We start from the raw sequence: 15,072 nt of genomic DNA, 5'->3' as shown, positions 1-15,072 counted from the left end.
TGAAGGAGTATCGCCATGAGCGTGAGCGCACATCTGACGGAACTGAAGAAGAAGCACGAAACTCTCGGTCTCGAAGTAGAACAAGCCCAGCGCGCGCCAGGCATCGACGATCTCCATATCGCTCAACTCAAGAAACAGAAGCTAAGGCTTAAGGAAGAGATAGAGCGACTTTCCAGTTAACTTTTAAGGCTGGCGCGCGCGGCTATGGCCGCGCCGCCGGTGACCAGGATGGCTGCGATTGCCAGACCCCAGGATGGGGCTGCGATCCCGGCAACCACCAAAACGACGGTAGACAACAGGGGCGCTGCATAAGACGCGGTGCCAAGAATCTGAATGTCGCCTTGTTTGACCCCGATGTCCCAGACATAGAACGCCAGACCAACAGGCCCCAGCCCAAGTGCCGCGATCGAAGCCCAGCCAAAGGCCGTGCCCGGCCAAACGGTTTCTTCGATGGCTAGATGCAGACCACCCGAGGCGATGGCGGTAAAGATGCAGAACACAGCGACAGAGCTTGTGGGCGTATCCCCAAGACGACGGGACATAACGGAATAGCCCGACCAGGTCAGAGCACACAGCAGCGCCAGCCCGTAACCGGGTAGGTGGCTGGCCTGAAATCCTGCGCCACCACCCCTGGCGATGATCACAGCGGCCCCAGCAAAGCCCAGGCAGGCTCCGATCAGGTGCCCTGCACGCAGATGCTCGCCCGGTAGCAAACCTGAGAACAGCACAATCAACAGGGGCCAGAGATAGGCAATCAGCCCGGCCTCGGCTGCAGGGGCCATGCGCAGGGCCGAGAAGTAGAGTGCGTGATAGCCAAACAACCCGATGGTGCCAAACAGATAGGTGGTCCAACGCACGGACCGCAACTGCCCCAGCCCGCCATTGGCCCAGGCCCAGACCAGCCCCAGCGTACCCCCGATCGAGAAGCAGATCGTATTCAGCAACAGCGCAGGAACCGGTGCTGAACCGACGGTGAACAGGGCCAGAAGGGACCAGAGTAAAACGGCGACAAAACCGATAGTAGTGGCGCGGTTTCGGGTCATGCGGCTGACAGGTCCTCGACTGGAATGATGTCGAACTCATCGGATATATGTGCGGTCTTTTCAATCTCGGCCAGAAACCAATCCCGAAACGCCGCAATCTGAGGGCGGTTCTCGGCCCCCGAGAGGCACAGGAAGCGAAAGCGCCCCTTTGTTTCGATGGCGGTCTTGAAAGGTGCGACCAGCGTGCCTTCGGTCAGATCTTTCAGGATCATGGCCCGGCGGCCAAGCGCGACGCCAACGCCCGCAACAGCCGCGTCAATTGCGTGATCGGCGTTCGAAAACTCGGCACCATGGGTCGGGGTATGTGCGATGCCCACGGCCCTGAACCAGGCGGGCCAATCACTGGGTGGGGTCAGAAAGCGGATCGAGGCGTCATGGATCAACGGTGCATCCCGCAGGCTTTCCGGCGTGGTGAACTGGCGGGCGAGCTCGGGCGTCATGACCGGCGTCAGCCATTCCCGGCGCACTGGCACGGAATACAGCCCCTTATCCGCACCTTCGCCAAATCGGATGGCCACATCCACATCATCCCGTTCAAGGTCGATGATGCGTAACGTGGCCGAGAATTTCAGATCTATTTCGGGATGTGCGCGGGCAAATTCGTACAGGCGGGGCGCCAGCCATTTGGCCGTCAGGGCAGGGCCCGCTGTGACGGTCAGGCTAGTGTCGTCACCCTGTCTGCTCACGGCGCGCCATGCGGCTTGTAACGTGGCAAATCCATCCGCGGCGCCCGGGGCCAGGGTGCGCCCAGCCTCTGTCAGCTCCACCGCGCGGTTCAGGCGGTGAAACAGAGGGTGGCCCAAATGCTCCTCAAGGGATTTGATCTGAAAGGACAGGGCCGCAGGCGTTACATGCAGCTCTGCCGCGGCTTTGGCAAAAGACATGTGCCGGGCGGCGGCATCAAAGGCACGCAAAGCGGTCAAGGGCGGCAGGTAGTCGCTCATAGTATAGAAATTCTTAACTGAATGTTCAAAAAAGCTCGTTTGCGGCTTTGCCAACTAGAGTTCATATTGCTCATAAGTCAAGGAAAACTGTTTTGAACTGAGAGGCTGCCATGATTGAGATGACAACAAATCCAGCTGCACAATCGGCGATTCTGCGCGCGCATGAGGCGCGGGGCAAAGCGGTTCTGAATGTGTTGAAGTGGATTTTCGGTTCCCGCTGATCGCAGCGCGCGCGGTCTTACGGGATAAAAGAAGGGCCGGTTCTGCTTAGAACCGGCCCGCTTGCATTTTGGCAGCCAACTTAGGCGAAGAACTGAGCACCATTGGCCGAGATGGTCGATCCGTTGATGAATTGCGAGTCTTCAGAGGCCAGGAAAGCAACGCAGCGTGCGATCTCTTCCGGTTCGCCCAGTCGGCCCGCCGGAATCTGGCTGATAATGGAATCACGAACCTTCTCGGGGACAGCCATGACCATTTCGGTTGCGATATAGCCAGGGCAGATAGCGTTGGCGGTGATGCCCGCGCGCGCGCCTTCCTGCGCCAGCGACTTCACGATTCCCAGATCACCCGCCTTGGTTGCGGCATAGTTCACCTGAGCGAACTGACCCTTTTGACCGTTGATCGAGCTGATGACGATGACACGGCCAAACTTGCGCTCACGCATGCCAGGCCAAACCGGGTGAACGGTGTTGAATACGCCGGTCAGGTTGGTGTCGATCACCTGATGCCACTGCTCGGGTGTCATTTTGTGGAATGGGGCGTCCTTGGTGATGCCGGCATTGGCAACAACGATGTCGATCGGGCCAATCTCGGCTTCGACCTTTTCGATGCCCGCTTTGGATTCGTCATAATCCGCAACGTTCCATTTGTAGGTGGCGATTCCGGTCTCGTCGGTGAAATTCGCGGCGGCTTCGTCGTTCCCCGCGTAGGTGGCTGCAACATTGTACCCTTCGGCCTTAAGCGCCTTGGAAATTGCTGCGCCAATGCCGCGGGAACCGCCGGTGACGAGTGCTGTTCGTGCCATTTAGGAATCCTCCAATTTAAGTCGTCTTGGTAATGCTGTTACTATTCCGAACCAACCAGCGCAACAATATTGCGCAGGCAAGTTGCCGCAGCGCTGGGGTTTTTGGTTTCGCCTCAGGGTAGTGTGAGGCCACGATCTTTACCCAATGCACGGCAATAGTCGATCCAGTCCTTATTTTCGTTCAGCAGAGCCAAATTGCCAAAGCGAACGTGCCATGTCTCGGACAATCGAACCTGCGCGGACTGGATGTGTTTGTAGGGGTTCTTAATGCCTTCCATTGCGGCCTGATCACGAGCTTCCACAACGAATAACGCCGCGCTGGCAAGCGCGGCGTCTGTGGTTGTTTGGTCCTTGTTCCGGCGTGCTCTCAGCTCGGCCAGCTCTGTAAAGATGATGCCGCACTCCGTCAGGCTGGTCGAAAGCGGTTGACGGTTCTGTGCGTCTGCGACCCCTGCTAAGCAAATCACAAGGGCCGAAATAAGAGTGGGCCGAGAAGGCATTGTTAGATCAGTCGCGCTCGACACATAGGGCAACGCCCATGCCGCCACCGATGCACAGAGTCGCCAGACCTTTTTTCGCGTCCCGCCGCTTCATTTCGAACAACAGAGTGTTCAGAACGCGGCAGCCCGAAGCGCCGATCGGGTGACCGATGGCAATGGCGCCGCCATTGACGTTCACGATGGACGGGTCCCAGCCCATGTCTTTGTTCACGGCACAAGCTTGTGCGGCAAAGGCTTCGTTGGCTTCGATCAGATCCAGATCGTCAACCGACCAGCCCGCCTTTTCCAGCGCCTTGCGCGAGGCATAGATCGGGCCGACGCCCATAATCGACGGGTCCAGACCAGCGGTAGCATAAGATGCAATCCGCGCCAGAGGCTCAATCCCGCGCTTTTCGGCATTTGCCGCCGACATCAGCAGGGTCGCAGCCGCGCCGTCGTTCAGGCCCGAGGCATTGGCGGCGGTGACCGATCCGTCTTTAGCAAAAGCCGGGCGCAGTTTGGCCATGGCTTCCATGGTTGCGCCGTAGCGGATGTATTCGTCTTTGTCCATCACGATGTCACCCTTGCGGGTCTTGATGGTAAAGGGGGTGATCTCATCGGCGAATTTGCCTGCCTTCTGCGCAGCTTCGGCCTTGTTCTGGCTTGCGACGGCGAATTCATCCTGCATATCGCGGCTGATCTGCCACTTTTCAGCAACGTTTTCGGCGGTTTGACCCATGTGATACCCGTTGAACGCATCCCACAGTCCATCGCGGATCATTGTGTCGATATACTTCATGTCGCCCATCTTTTGGCCGGCGCGCAGAGCGGCGGCATGGGGCGACAGGGTCATGTTCTCTTGCCCGCCAGCAGCGACGATATCAGCATCGCCCAGTTGGATATGCTGTGCGCCCAGTGCCACGGCGCGCAGGCCGGATCCGCAGACCTGGTTGATGCCCCAGGCCGCGCTTTCCTGCGGCAGACCGGCGTTGATATGCGCCTGACGCGCCGGGTTCTGACCCTGGGCTGCGGTCAGAACCTGACCCAAAATTGTCTCGCTGACTTCGCCTTTTTCGATTCCGGCGCGTTCGACTACGGCTTCAAGAACGGCTGTGCCCAAATCATGGGCTGCGGTGTTCGCAAACGAACCACCAAAGCTGCCGACGCCTGTACGTGCGGCGGATGCGATAACTACATTGGTCATTATGATCAGTCCTTTACCGACATGGTCCGGCGGAATGTCTGACGGCGCAAGTCGAGAGGTTCCCCCCGCAACAAGAGCGCCCCGTAATCCCCCGCTCAAGTATCACTGCAATAGCGCAATGCTGCATTTGCAGCAACGGGCAGCTTGTCTCAGGACCCAAGGTCCCTGGTTTTTTGGGGTTAACCCGCCGATTTCTGTTCGTTTTCCGTTTTCCAGGGCGCAGAAACCGTAGGTGCGCCGAACAGAAATCCTTGCAGACAATCGACACCATTGGCCACCAAAAACTCAGCATCCGCTTTGGTTTCGACCGATTCGGCCGTGACCAGAAACTCAAATTCCCTTGCAACTGCGATCAGGGCACGAACCAGCGCCTGATTATCCGGGTTTTCACTGATGCCGCGGATGAACTGGCCATCAATCTTGGCGGCATCAAAAAGAAACTCGCGGAAATGGCGGAAGCAGAAATTGCTGGCACCAAAATCATCCAGCGCAAATGCAACGCCACGTGGTTGCAACCGGTCCATGAAATCGACCACGAGTTCCGGCACGGTCATGGCCGAACTTTCGGAAATTTCAAGGATCAGCCTTTCACCGATACTGGCATCTTTTTTCATGAACCGGTCAAGAACACGCGACCAACGTCCATATCCGATCGACCGTGCGGACATATTGATCGACATGCGGATGTCCGGGGTGCGCGCCAATGTGCGCAGGCCCATCTCAAGCGCGATGCAGTCCAATTCGCGGCCAATCGGGGTGTTTTCAAGCTGAGGCATAAATTCGCGTGCCGGGATGACACGACCGGTTTCATCCAGCACCCGGATGAAGCCCTCGTAGAAGGCGATACCATGTGGCGCGTTAGCCTGCATGACCGGTTGAAAGGCCAGTTTGCACTGTTTGTGTTTGACAGCATCCGTAGCCATCTGGATCGTTGAGTTGTCGCGCGACAGCACGGCCGCGTTTAACGGGCTGTCTGATCCTTCGGGTAAATCTGCCAGTTTCCTGTCCCGCATGATCGAAATCGCTTCCCTACCGTCGTCGGTCAGGATCCAATTTCAGGGCAAAGATGTGAATCTGCGGTTAATGGAAATGAAAATGTCAGCGGGCTGCGTCCAGAACACGTCCCAGAGATCTAGCGGCACCAATAACTGCGCCCGTAAATCCCAGCACCATCATGGCCAGTCCAAACGCGATCAGCGTTGCGGTCCCGGCGGCCAGCGCTGTCAGCATTGCGACAAGCAGGCCTATCAGTCCTAAAACTGTGGAAAATGTTGTCCAACGGGTCATGATAATCTCCGGTCACTCGTAATGCACATCGTTTGGATATGTGCAGGCTGAGCTAATTTTCAAGAAAATCAGCACGTGACAGGCGGATTCAAGCTTGTTTTGCTTCGGATTTGTGCGTTTCGGTCTCAAAATGCTCAAATCCGGGCGTCCCTCGATCCCTGGGGTTGCGCGAGATATGCTTGGCTTTGATCTGCTCCGAGCTATCCCGGCTGCCGTCATGGCTGTAACCGGGTGGGGCAAAGCAATAGGCCAACCGCTGGCGCAAAGTTAGCCCCGATTGCGTGGCATCCTGCCAGATTCCGACCCATTCGTGAAAGGCGACGCGCAACGGGTTGAAGGTTCCGATATTGTGAACCAACCCATAGTCGACTTTGTCATCGATCTGCTCTGGCACAAAGGTGCCGAACATTTTGTCCCAGATGATGAACACGCCGGCATAGTTGCAATCCAGATAGCGCGCGTTGCGGCCATGATGGGCGCGGTGGTGGCTGGGGGTGTTCATAACCGCCTCGAACCAGCGGGGCATCTTGCCGATGGCCTCGGTGTGAATCCAGAACTGATAGATCAGGTTCAGACCGCCGACAAACAGAACCATTGCCGGATGAAACCCCAGTAGGATCAGCGGCGCGCGCACGACCATCATGAAGGTGAATGTATAAGTCCAGGTCTGACGCAACGCCGTGGTCAGGTTGTAATGCTGAGAGCTATGATGGTTCACATGGCTGGCCCAGACCCAACGGATGCGATGCCCGAACCGATGCACCCAATAGTAACGCAAATCGTCCAGCAAAAAGCACAGGATAATCACCGGGATCGAGGTGCCCAGGTTCAGCGGAGTAATCTGCCACAACCACATAAAGAACCCGTAGGCGATGAAACCCAGCAGAAACCCCGAGGCAATATTGCCCGCGCCCATGATCAGCGAGGTGACCGCATCCCGCGTTTCATAGCGCCCGCCCCGGCCTTTGAAAGCGATCCAGACGAACTCGGCCAGAATTGCGGCGATAAAGAACGGGACTGCCCATTGCACGGCATCGGGAAAGGAAATCTGGTCGGTCATGTGGGCTCCATCAAGTGTCGCCAGTGGGCGCGTTCGATGTCATCGAGGTGGATGCGGGTTGAGGGGGTTCCGAAATCATGAAACTGAACTTCGAATCCGTCCGGATGCTCGATCCAGTCATAATCCTGCAGGTGGCGGGCCACGGTATCCGCGCCGAACGACCACAAAAGGCCAGAACCGGTTGTGGTTCGGATCAGCGCGGAACGTTGGTCATGCGCTACGGTTACATCTGCGATCACGTCATCGGGGAAATGGCGCGACCATTGCGCACGGGCCAGATCAGGCGTCAGGGCGAACTGCCGCGAACGGCCCGTCAGATGCAGCAGAATAGTAATTCCGCCGATCCCCCCAACGACCAGAACCAACAATATCTCCAGCGGCATGACTTCCTCCTGACCCACAAACTGCAAAGCGGAGGCTTGGCTGTCAAAGGTGGCGTCGCGTAAGCTGAAATTCGACCTGAAGCACCGGTTGGGGATCACGCTACCCGTGCAAAGAGGTCAGTTGGTAATCGTATAGGTCCCCCCGGAATCACCCTTGCCCTTGTTGCGGGTAAAGGTCACCTGGTTCCCTTCTATCGTTACTTTCTGGCAATCCTGCGGGATCTGATTTCCGCCAACAACAAGCGTTCGGCACCAAAACCTTTTGTTCCAGGCCCATGCGCCCGAGAATATGACCTTGTCGCTGGTTTGCCCGGAAATCTTCCCGTCGGGTGAAATAAGCACCCAGGTGCCGCCATCCACCAGTTTCTTACCGGCGACAGCATTCAGAAAATCTTGTTCTTTCTTGATGTCTTTGGCCTCGGCGACCAATGCCGAGCCCAAAATCAGACAGGCAGCAATGGCCAGAGTGAATACGTTCTTCATAAAGAAAGCCTCCTCGTTACAACGACGGGGAGGCTATCATAAATTCAGGACTTCAGGAAAACGACCTTAGCTTTCTTCCGCTACCAGTGCCGCAATGATCGCCTTGGCACTGTCTGAATTCCACTCGGCATCCCCGATCAGGCGGGCGACTTCATTGCCATCGGGGTCAAGAATGACCGTGATTGGCAGGGCAATGACACCGAACTCACGTGCCACGGCCGAGCCCGGATCTTGATGGCGCGGTAGGTTCTCGATGTTGTTTTCCTCGAAAAACTTCTTGATCCCCGCGGGTGAGTTGCGCCCGGTGGCCAATGTCAGGACTTCGAATTTGTCACCCCCGAATTCCGCCTGCAACTCGGCGATCTGAGGCATTTCCTTGCGGCACGGTGCGCACCATGTGGCCCAAAAGTTCAGCAGAACGTATTTGCCCTGATAGTCGGCAAGCGTTGCGGTGCCACCGTCATCTTCCAACTGAAATTCGACCAAGGTGTGCGGTTTGGGCTCTTTGTGCAGGATCAACCGCTTCAGGGTGCCTTCGCGCAGCGGACCCAGAGTTTCCGCATCTGTGGCCAAAGCCGCGTTTGCACCTAGCGCAAGGGCCATATAAAGGGGGATCAGACGAAATAGGCGCATATCAACTCCGGGTTTTCTTACATGACCGATCAATCTTCGAACCAGATGTGGGGCGGCCGCTTTGCCGCCGGTCCAGACGCGATCATGGAGGCAATCAATGCCTCGATCGGGTTCGATCAGCGGATGGCAGCCCAGGACATTGCAGGCTCGCGCGCCCATGCCGCCATGTTGGCTGCCACAGGCGTTATAACTGATAGTGATGCTGAAGCTATTCGGGAAGGGCTGCTCACCGTATTGTCAGAAATCCAGAACGGCGCGTTTCAGTTCTCGACAGCTCTGGAAGACATCCACATGAACGTCGAGGCGCGCCTGAAAGAGATCATTGGCGAACCTGCGGGCCGTTTGCACACAGGCCGGTCGCGCAATGACCAGGTGGCGACCGATTTCAAATTGTGGGTGCGTGATCAGTTCGATGCCGCCGATGCCGGTCTGCTGGCCCTAATCCGCGCGCTTTTGGCGCAGGCAGAGGCCGGGGCGGACTGGGTCATGCCGGGCTTTACCCATCTGCAAACCGCCCAGCCTGTGACCTGGGGTCATCACATGATGGCTTATGTCGAAATGTTCGGGCGTGATCTGTCCCGCGTCCGCGATGCCCGCGCGCGGATGAACGAATCCCCACTGGGGGCTGCCGCGCTGGCTGGAACCTCGTTCCCTATTGATCGGGTCATGACCGCCGAGGCGCTGGGCTTTGACCGTCCCGCTGCCAATTCGCTGGACGCCGTCAGTGACCGCGATTTTGCGCTGGAATTTCTGTCAACTGCTTCGATCTGTGCAATGCACCTGTCGCGCTTTGCCGAAGAACTGGTGATCTGGTCTTCTGCCCAGTTCCGCTTTGTCACCCTGTCTGACCGTTTTTCGACTGGCTCGTCTATCATGCCGCAAAAGAAGAACCCGGATGCGGCAGAACTGATCCGTGCCAAGGTCGGGCGCATTTATGGTGCCAACACCGCGCTGATGATGGTGATGAAGGGCTTGCCGCTGGCCTATTCCAAGGACATGCAGGAAGACAAGGAACAGGTTTTTGACGCTGCCGATAACTGGATGCTGGCGCTGGCAGCGATGGAAGGCATGGTCAAGGATATGACCGCCAACCGCGAAAGCCTGGCTGCGGCTGCAGGGTCGGGTTTTTCGACCGCGACTGATCTGGCCGACTGGCTGGTGCGCGTTCTGGGCCTGCCGTTCCGCGATGCCCATCACGTCACCGGATCGCTGGTTGCGATGGCCGAGAGCAAGGGCTGCGATCTGCCGGACCTGACGCTTGCGGATATGCAAACAGTGCATGCGGAGATCACCGATGACGTCTTTTCTGTCCTTACGGTGCAAAATTCGGTAAACTCGCGCCAGTCTTACGGCGGCACGGCACCGGATCAGGTGCGGGCTCAGGTCAAGCGATGGAAGGCGTTGGTGTAATGCGAATTCTGACTGCGGCTCTGTTGGTGCTGGCAGGGGTAACCCTGGCCGGATGCGGTGCGGATGGCGAACCGATCCAACCAACGATGAGCGCCAATATCGGCGTCGGCACCAGCGGCGCCTATGTCGGGGGCGGCGTTGGCCTGCAACGCGGCCCCCTGAGCGTTTTTCTCGGGCGGTAGTGTTTCCCGAGTTGCAGTTTCAGCACTCAGTTCCCATTTCAGACCGATCAATGGCGCTCGGCCGTAAACCTTGGAAAAAGAAATGAATATGAAGATTTTAGGCCTGTTCTTTGGCTTCGCCATTCTTGCGGCTTGCGACCCATCCTATAAACCGCGACCCGATCCCGAACCCCAATCCGGCGGATCTGGAATTTCGATATCCGGTTATGGGCGGGTCGGCGTTTCGCATATTGAATGACGCGACACCCCTGTTTGCGTAGAATCCATTGATCCGCCGGGGCATTTTGGTCTAAGCGCGTCTTTATGGATCACTTTCTTTACCGCGACGGCGCGCTTTACGCCGAGGATGTCCCGATCTCCGAAATCGCAGCTGCGGTTGGGACACCCTTTTACGTCTATTCGACGGCGACGCTGCTGCGTCATTTCCAGCTGTTCGATGAGGCGTTGGACGGGACCGACCACCTCGTATGTTATGCGATGAAGGCCGCCAGCAATCAGGCGATCCTGAAGACGCTGGCCGAGGCAGGCGCGGGGATGGACGTTGTTTCGGGTGGGGAATACCTGCGGGCCAAAGCTGCCGGAGTGCCCGGCGATAAGATCGTGTTTTCGGGCGTAGGCAAAACAGCCGAAGAAATTCGCACCGCTCTGACCGGTGGCATTCGTCAGTTCAACGTGGAATCCGAACCCGAGATGGAGGTGATCAACGCCGTTGCGCTTGATTTGGGCGTCGTTGCTCCGATCACCGTTAGGGTAAATCCGGATGTGGACGCCAAGACCCACGCCAAAATCGCCACCGGAAAATCCGAGAATAAATTCGGCATTCCGATCGCCCGCGCGTCAGAAGTCTATGCCCATGCTGCCAGCCTGCCCGGGCTGGAGGTCATTGGCATCGACGTCCATATCGGCTCGCAACTGACCGAGCTGGAGCCTTTTGCATTGGCCTATCAGAAGGTTGCTGAGCTGACTGAGACGCTGCGCAATGAGGGTCACAATATTCGCCGCCTTGATCTGGGTGGGGGGTTGGGCATTCCTTATGCGCGCTCGAACGACGCGCCGCCGCTGCCTTTGGAATACGGTGCGCTGATCAAAGACACTCTGGGTCATCTGGGATGCGAAATCGAAATAGAGCCGGGCCGCCTAATTGCCGGTAATGCTGGTTTGATGGTCAGCAAAGTGATTTATGTGAAATCCGGCGAGGGCCGGGATTTCCTGATCCTCGACGGTGCCATGAACGACCTGATCCGCCCGGCCATGTACGAAGCTTATCACGATATCGTACCGGTGATCGAACCCGTGCCGGGCACGGAACAGCAACCCTATGATATCGTCGGTCCGGTTTGCGAAAGCGGCGATACATTTGCCAAGCAACGGCAGATGCCGCCACTGGGTGCTGGTGATCTGGTCGCCTTTCGCAGCGCAGGGGCCTATGGCGCGGTCATGTCCAGCGAATACAACACGCGGCCCCTGATACCCGAAGTTCTGGTGCACGGAGATCAATTTGCCGTAATTCGTGAACGTCCGAGCTTTGACGAAATCATAAACCGCGATACCATACCCGAGTGGCTCTGACGCAATAGACGCGCGGGCCGGTGAACGGAGGCCCGACTTGACCGCAAGAGAAACCTTGCCGATCCCCAGATTGTCTTTGCTGCTAACGCAGGTGGGGATGCTAAGCGAGCAGGTTTGGCGGTCTTTCTGGCCGTTTTTCTCAATTTCCATGGCGCTGTTGGCTGCTCTGATGCTCGGACTGCAGGACCATGTCGGGGTGGAAACCGTTTGGGTCGCGGGGTCGGCGGCGTTGTTTGGGCTGTTGGTTGCACTGATCCACGGCGCGCGGCGGTTCCGTATCCCGACACGAAACGAAGCGTTGATCCGGATGGATGAGACCCTGCCAGGGCGTCCTATCCAGGCTCTGATGGATGAACAGGCCATCGGCGCGATGGATGCTGATTCTGTGGCCCTGTGGCGGGCTCATCAGGCGCGTATGGCGGAACGTGCCGCACAGGCTGCGCCGGTAAAGCCCGATCTCCGACTGGCCGACCGCGACCCCTATGCTCTGCGGTTCATAGCTTTGCTGGCGCTGGTGATTGCCGTGCTTTTCGGCTCATTTTGGCGCATAGGATCCGTGACAGAGATGACACCGGGTGCAGCTGTTGCCGGGCAGGGACCAAGTTGGGAAGGCTGGGTCGAGCCGCCACGCTATACCGGCTTGCCAACGCTCTATCTGGCGGATCAATCCGACCCGACACTTTCGGTCCCGCAAGGCAGCCGCATCACATTGCGATTCTACGGCGAGGTCGGTGCGCACAGCTTGACCGAAACCTCGACACCGCTGGGCACGGAAGCGGTCACCGACCCTGAACAGGAATTTGTCGTCGAACGTTCGGGCCAAATGACGATAGACGGGCCTTCCGGGCGCGATTGGGCGTTGGAAGTGATCGCAGATACGTCTCCACTGATCACCGTGTCGGACGTTGCCAAATCCGAAGCAGGCGGCCAGATGAAACTGCCCTTTGCGGCGAAAGATGATTACGGTGTGATAGCAGGCTCTGCCCTGATCGAACTGGATCTGGATGCAATTGATCGCCGCTATGGTCTGATGGCGATTCCAGAACCGCGTGAGATGATCGAGGTTGAGTTGCCGATGCCCATTACAGGCGACCGGGCCGATTTCACCGAGAATCTGATCGAGGATTTCTCACAACATCCCTGGGCGCATCTGCCAGTAAAGATCACTTTGATGGCGCGTGATGCTGCCGATCAGCAAGGGCAGTCTGAACCCTATACAACAGCACTTCCGGCGCGTCGGTTCTTTGATCCGCTGGCGGCTGCGATCGTTGAACAGCGGCGCGATCTGCTGTGGTCACGGGACAACGCGAAACGGGTATCTCAGATTCTGCGGGCGGTATCGTATCTGCCCGAGGACCTGTTCCGCTCGGATACGGCCTATTTACGCCTGCGGGTGACACTTCGGCGGCTTGAGACATTTACCGAATACGGGTTGAAGCCGACGCAGCAGGAAGAAATCGCGGCCTCACTATGGAAGCTGGCCGTATTGATCGAGGACGGTACGCTTGCCGACGCTCTTGAGCGGATGCGCCGGGCGCAGGAGCGCCTGACGGAGGCGATGCAGAACGGGGCAAGCGACGAAGAGATCGCTGAGCTGATGCAAGAGCTGCGCGAGGCCACCCAGGACTATCTGCAACAGTTACAGCGGTTGGCAGAGCAGAACGGTGAAGAAGGTCAGCAGGGGCAAGACGGAGAATCCTTGCAGATGACGCAGGATGATCTGCAACGGATGATGGATCGAATTCAGGATCTGATGGAGCAGGGCCGTATGGCCGAGGCGCAGCAGGCGCTGGAGGAATTCCAGCAGATGATGGAGAACATGCGCGTCACGCAAGGTCAGGGTCAAGGTCAGCAATCCGAAGGCCAACAGGCGATGGAGGGTTTGGCAGAGACATTGCGCGATCAACAGGGGCTGAGCGATCAGGCTTTCCGCGATCTGCAAGAGCAGTTCAATCCCGGTGCGCAGACTGGTGAAAACCAGGGTAATCAGGGCCGCAATGGCGGTCAGGGCCGTGGCCAAAGCCACGAAGGCCAGGGCGGACAGGGGCAGGGTTCGGACCAGGCAGATGAAGGTCAGCAGGGTCAGGGTTCGCTGGCCGATCGTCAACAGGCCCTGCGCGATGAGCTGGGCCGCCAGCAACAAAACCTGCCCGGTGCCGGTACCCCGGAAGGCGAAGCCGCCCGTGATGCGCTTGGGCGCGCTGGCCGCGCCATGAATGAGGCTGAGCAAGCTCTGCGGAATGACGAGCTGGCCGATGCTATCGACAACCAGTCCGAAGCGATGGATGCGCTGCGGGAAGGGATGCGCTCGTTAGGTGAGGCCTTGGCCCAGAACCAGCAGAATCAACCAGGTCAAGGCAGCCAGGAAGGTGATATGCAGGCCAACAACCGCGATCCACTGGGCCGCAACCCTGGGGCAAACGGGTCGATGTCAACCGATGAGAGCCTGCTGCAGGGTGAGGACGTTTATCGCCGTGCGCGCGAGTTGCTGGACGAAATTCGCCGCCGGACCGGTGAATCCGAACGTCCCGAGATTGAATTGGAATATCTCAAGCGCCTGCTTGAACGGTTCTGATCAGTTCTGGGAAGCGCCAGCCTGAGTATCCAGCCAAAGCCGGGCTTGATCCACCAAAGACACATAAGGTTTGAGAACTGCATCCGCCTGAGGAACAGCCTCACTGATTTGCGGAGCATTGCCGTAGATCAGGAACAGGATCACACCAAGTATCAAGATCAGAGCGAACCCACGCAGAAAGCCGCCGGATTTGCGGGGCGCAGGCGCTGATACCTCGGGCGCATCTGCAGAGGCGTCGCCGCGGAATCCGGAATTGATCGTCTCGACATCGGGCAGGGCGTCACCTTGCCCGGAATCTTTAGCGGTTTCTGTAGCTGTCAGTTCCTTGACCGCCTGTTCGGGGTCTGGTTCCGGCTCGGAAGGTGGATCAAGGGCAAGATCAGGCTGGCTTTCAAGACTGCTGCCTTCCTGGGCCCGCAATTCGGCTTCGCGTGCGGCTTCTTCCTTCAGAATATCGGCGACCGAAGGATCCACATTGCTGACCGGCGCACCATCCTTTGGTGGGGCTTCGGGCTCGGGCTCGGTCTGGTCGGCGGTTTCTGGCTCCGCCGGTGGAACAGCCTTATCCTCGGCAGTCGTTTCATCTGCAGGTTGCTCAACGGTTGGATCCGCCGGATGTTTGGCCTGGAACCACGTTTTCTCGCAATTCGAACACTGAACATCGCGGCCTTCCTCTGGAATGACCTCGTCTGGCACCTCGTATTGGGCACTGCAGTTGGGACAAGTAAGACGCATGCTGCCTCCGGGCCGGGGGTTGGCCTGATAATAGTTTTTTTAAGAATGATATTCCGTTAGA

The 15,072-nt window shown here is 57.9% G+C and carries 18 protein-coding genes; 6 read left to right on the top strand and 12 right to left on the bottom strand.

Annotation, left to right across the window (positions count from 1 at the left end; all coding sequences use genetic code 11):
- Nucleotides 1–15 precede the first annotated feature (15 nt).
- Nucleotides 16–180, top strand: coding sequence for a YdcH family protein (locus AC2FLB_RS10455; protein WP_142635414.1), 165 nt, complete (start codon nt 16–18; stop codon nt 178–180).
- Here AC2FLB_RS10455 and yddG read toward each other — a convergent pair.
- The 11 genes from yddG to AC2FLB_RS10400 all read right to left on the bottom strand — a co-directional run bounded on the left by yddG (nt 177) and on the right by AC2FLB_RS10400 (nt 8,540).
- Nucleotides 177–1,043, bottom strand: coding sequence for an aromatic amino acid exporter YddG (yddG, locus tag AC2FLB_RS10450; RefSeq protein ID WP_496709217.1), 867 nt, complete (start codon nt 1,041–1,043; stop codon nt 177–179). The genes AC2FLB_RS10455 and yddG overlap by 4 nt on opposite strands.
- Nucleotides 1,040–1,987: a transcriptional regulator GcvA gene (locus tag AC2FLB_RS10445; protein WP_496709216.1), complete on the bottom strand. Its 948-nt coding sequence runs from the start codon at nt 1,985–1,987 to the stop codon at nt 1,040–1,042. The genes yddG and AC2FLB_RS10445 overlap by 4 nt, the downstream gene beginning before the upstream one ends.
- A 301-nt stretch (nt 1,988–2,288) precedes the next feature.
- Entirely contained in the window at nt 2,289–3,011 is a 723-nt protein-coding gene (gene phbB / locus AC2FLB_RS10440) for an acetoacetyl-CoA reductase (RefSeq protein WP_271948478.1), read from the bottom strand.
- Nucleotides 3,012–3,124: 113 nt separating this feature from the next.
- A complete protein-coding gene (locus tag AC2FLB_RS10435; RefSeq protein WP_496709215.1) occupies nt 3,125–3,511 on the bottom strand; it encodes a hypothetical protein in 387 nt (128 codons plus the stop codon).
- Between the two features lie 7 nt (nt 3,512–3,518).
- A complete protein-coding gene (locus tag AC2FLB_RS10430) occupies nt 3,519–4,694 on the bottom strand; it encodes an acetyl-CoA C-acetyltransferase (protein ID WP_496709214.1) in 1,176 nt (391 codons plus the stop codon).
- Between the two features lie 179 nt (nt 4,695–4,873).
- Nucleotides 4,874–5,707: an EAL domain-containing protein gene (locus tag AC2FLB_RS10425; RefSeq protein ID WP_496709213.1), complete on the bottom strand. Its 834-nt coding sequence runs from the start codon at nt 5,705–5,707 to the stop codon at nt 4,874–4,876.
- Nucleotides 5,708–5,792: 85 nt separating this feature from the next.
- Nucleotides 5,793–5,981, bottom strand: a complete 189-nt coding sequence (locus AC2FLB_RS10420) for a hypothetical protein (protein ID WP_281995235.1) — start codon at nt 5,979–5,981, stop codon at nt 5,793–5,795.
- Between the two features lie 88 nt (nt 5,982–6,069).
- Nucleotides 6,070–7,041, bottom strand: coding sequence for a sterol desaturase family protein (locus tag AC2FLB_RS10415; RefSeq protein WP_271948469.1), 972 nt, complete (start codon nt 7,039–7,041; stop codon nt 6,070–6,072).
- On the bottom strand, nt 7,038–7,424 hold the full coding sequence (locus tag AC2FLB_RS10410; RefSeq protein WP_496709212.1) for a hypothetical protein: 387 nt from the start codon (nt 7,422–7,424) through the stop codon (nt 7,038–7,040). The genes AC2FLB_RS10415 and AC2FLB_RS10410 overlap by 4 nt, the downstream gene beginning before the upstream one ends.
- 117 nt (nt 7,425–7,541) lie before the next feature.
- Nucleotides 7,542–7,907, bottom strand: a complete 366-nt coding sequence (locus AC2FLB_RS10405; RefSeq protein ID WP_496709211.1) for a hypothetical protein — start codon at nt 7,905–7,907, stop codon at nt 7,542–7,544.
- Between the two features lie 66 nt (nt 7,908–7,973).
- The gene (locus AC2FLB_RS10400) at nt 7,974–8,540 is read right to left on the bottom strand and encodes a TlpA disulfide reductase family protein (RefSeq protein WP_271948463.1); all 567 of its coding nucleotides are present in this window, start codon (nt 8,538–8,540) and stop codon (nt 7,974–7,976) included.
- Between the two features lie 21 nt (nt 8,541–8,561).
- Here AC2FLB_RS10400 and argH point away from each other — a divergent pair, with 21 nt between their 5' ends.
- From argH to AC2FLB_RS10375, 5 genes are all read left to right on the top strand, one after another.
- A complete protein-coding gene (argH, locus tag AC2FLB_RS10395; RefSeq protein WP_496709210.1) occupies nt 8,562–9,950 on the top strand; it encodes an argininosuccinate lyase in 1,389 nt (462 codons plus the stop codon).
- Nucleotides 9,950–10,132 carry an argininosuccinate lyase gene (locus AC2FLB_RS10390; RefSeq protein WP_496691811.1) on the top strand — a complete coding sequence of 61 codons (183 nt, stop codon included), beginning with the start codon at nt 9,950–9,952 and terminating at the stop codon, nt 10,130–10,132. The genes argH and AC2FLB_RS10390 overlap by 1 nt, the downstream gene beginning before the upstream one ends.
- Nucleotides 10,133–10,214: 82 nt before the next feature.
- Complete coding sequence (locus AC2FLB_RS10385; RefSeq protein ID WP_496706195.1) at nt 10,215–10,370, top strand: hypothetical protein; 156 nt, start codon at nt 10,215–10,217, stop codon at nt 10,368–10,370.
- 65 nt (nt 10,371–10,435) lie between these two features.
- Entirely contained in the window at nt 10,436–11,701 is a 1,266-nt protein-coding gene (lysA, locus tag AC2FLB_RS10380) for a diaminopimelate decarboxylase (protein ID WP_496689007.1), read from the top strand.
- A 37-nt stretch (nt 11,702–11,738) separates the two neighbouring features.
- Nucleotides 11,739–14,276, top strand: coding sequence for a TIGR02302 family protein (locus tag AC2FLB_RS10375; RefSeq protein WP_496709209.1), 2,538 nt, complete (start codon nt 11,739–11,741; stop codon nt 14,274–14,276).
- Here the strand turns inward: AC2FLB_RS10375 and AC2FLB_RS10370 are convergent, their stop codons facing one another.
- Entirely contained in the window at nt 14,277–15,011 is a 735-nt protein-coding gene (locus tag AC2FLB_RS10370) for a zinc-ribbon domain-containing protein (protein WP_496709208.1), read from the bottom strand.
- Nucleotides 15,012–15,072 lie beyond the last annotated feature (61 nt).

The organism is Ruegeria sp. CDSA236, assembly GCF_059611285.1.
The sequence above is the reverse complement of the archived record's forward strand: the minus strand, read 5'-3'. Positions and strand labels throughout refer to the sequence as shown.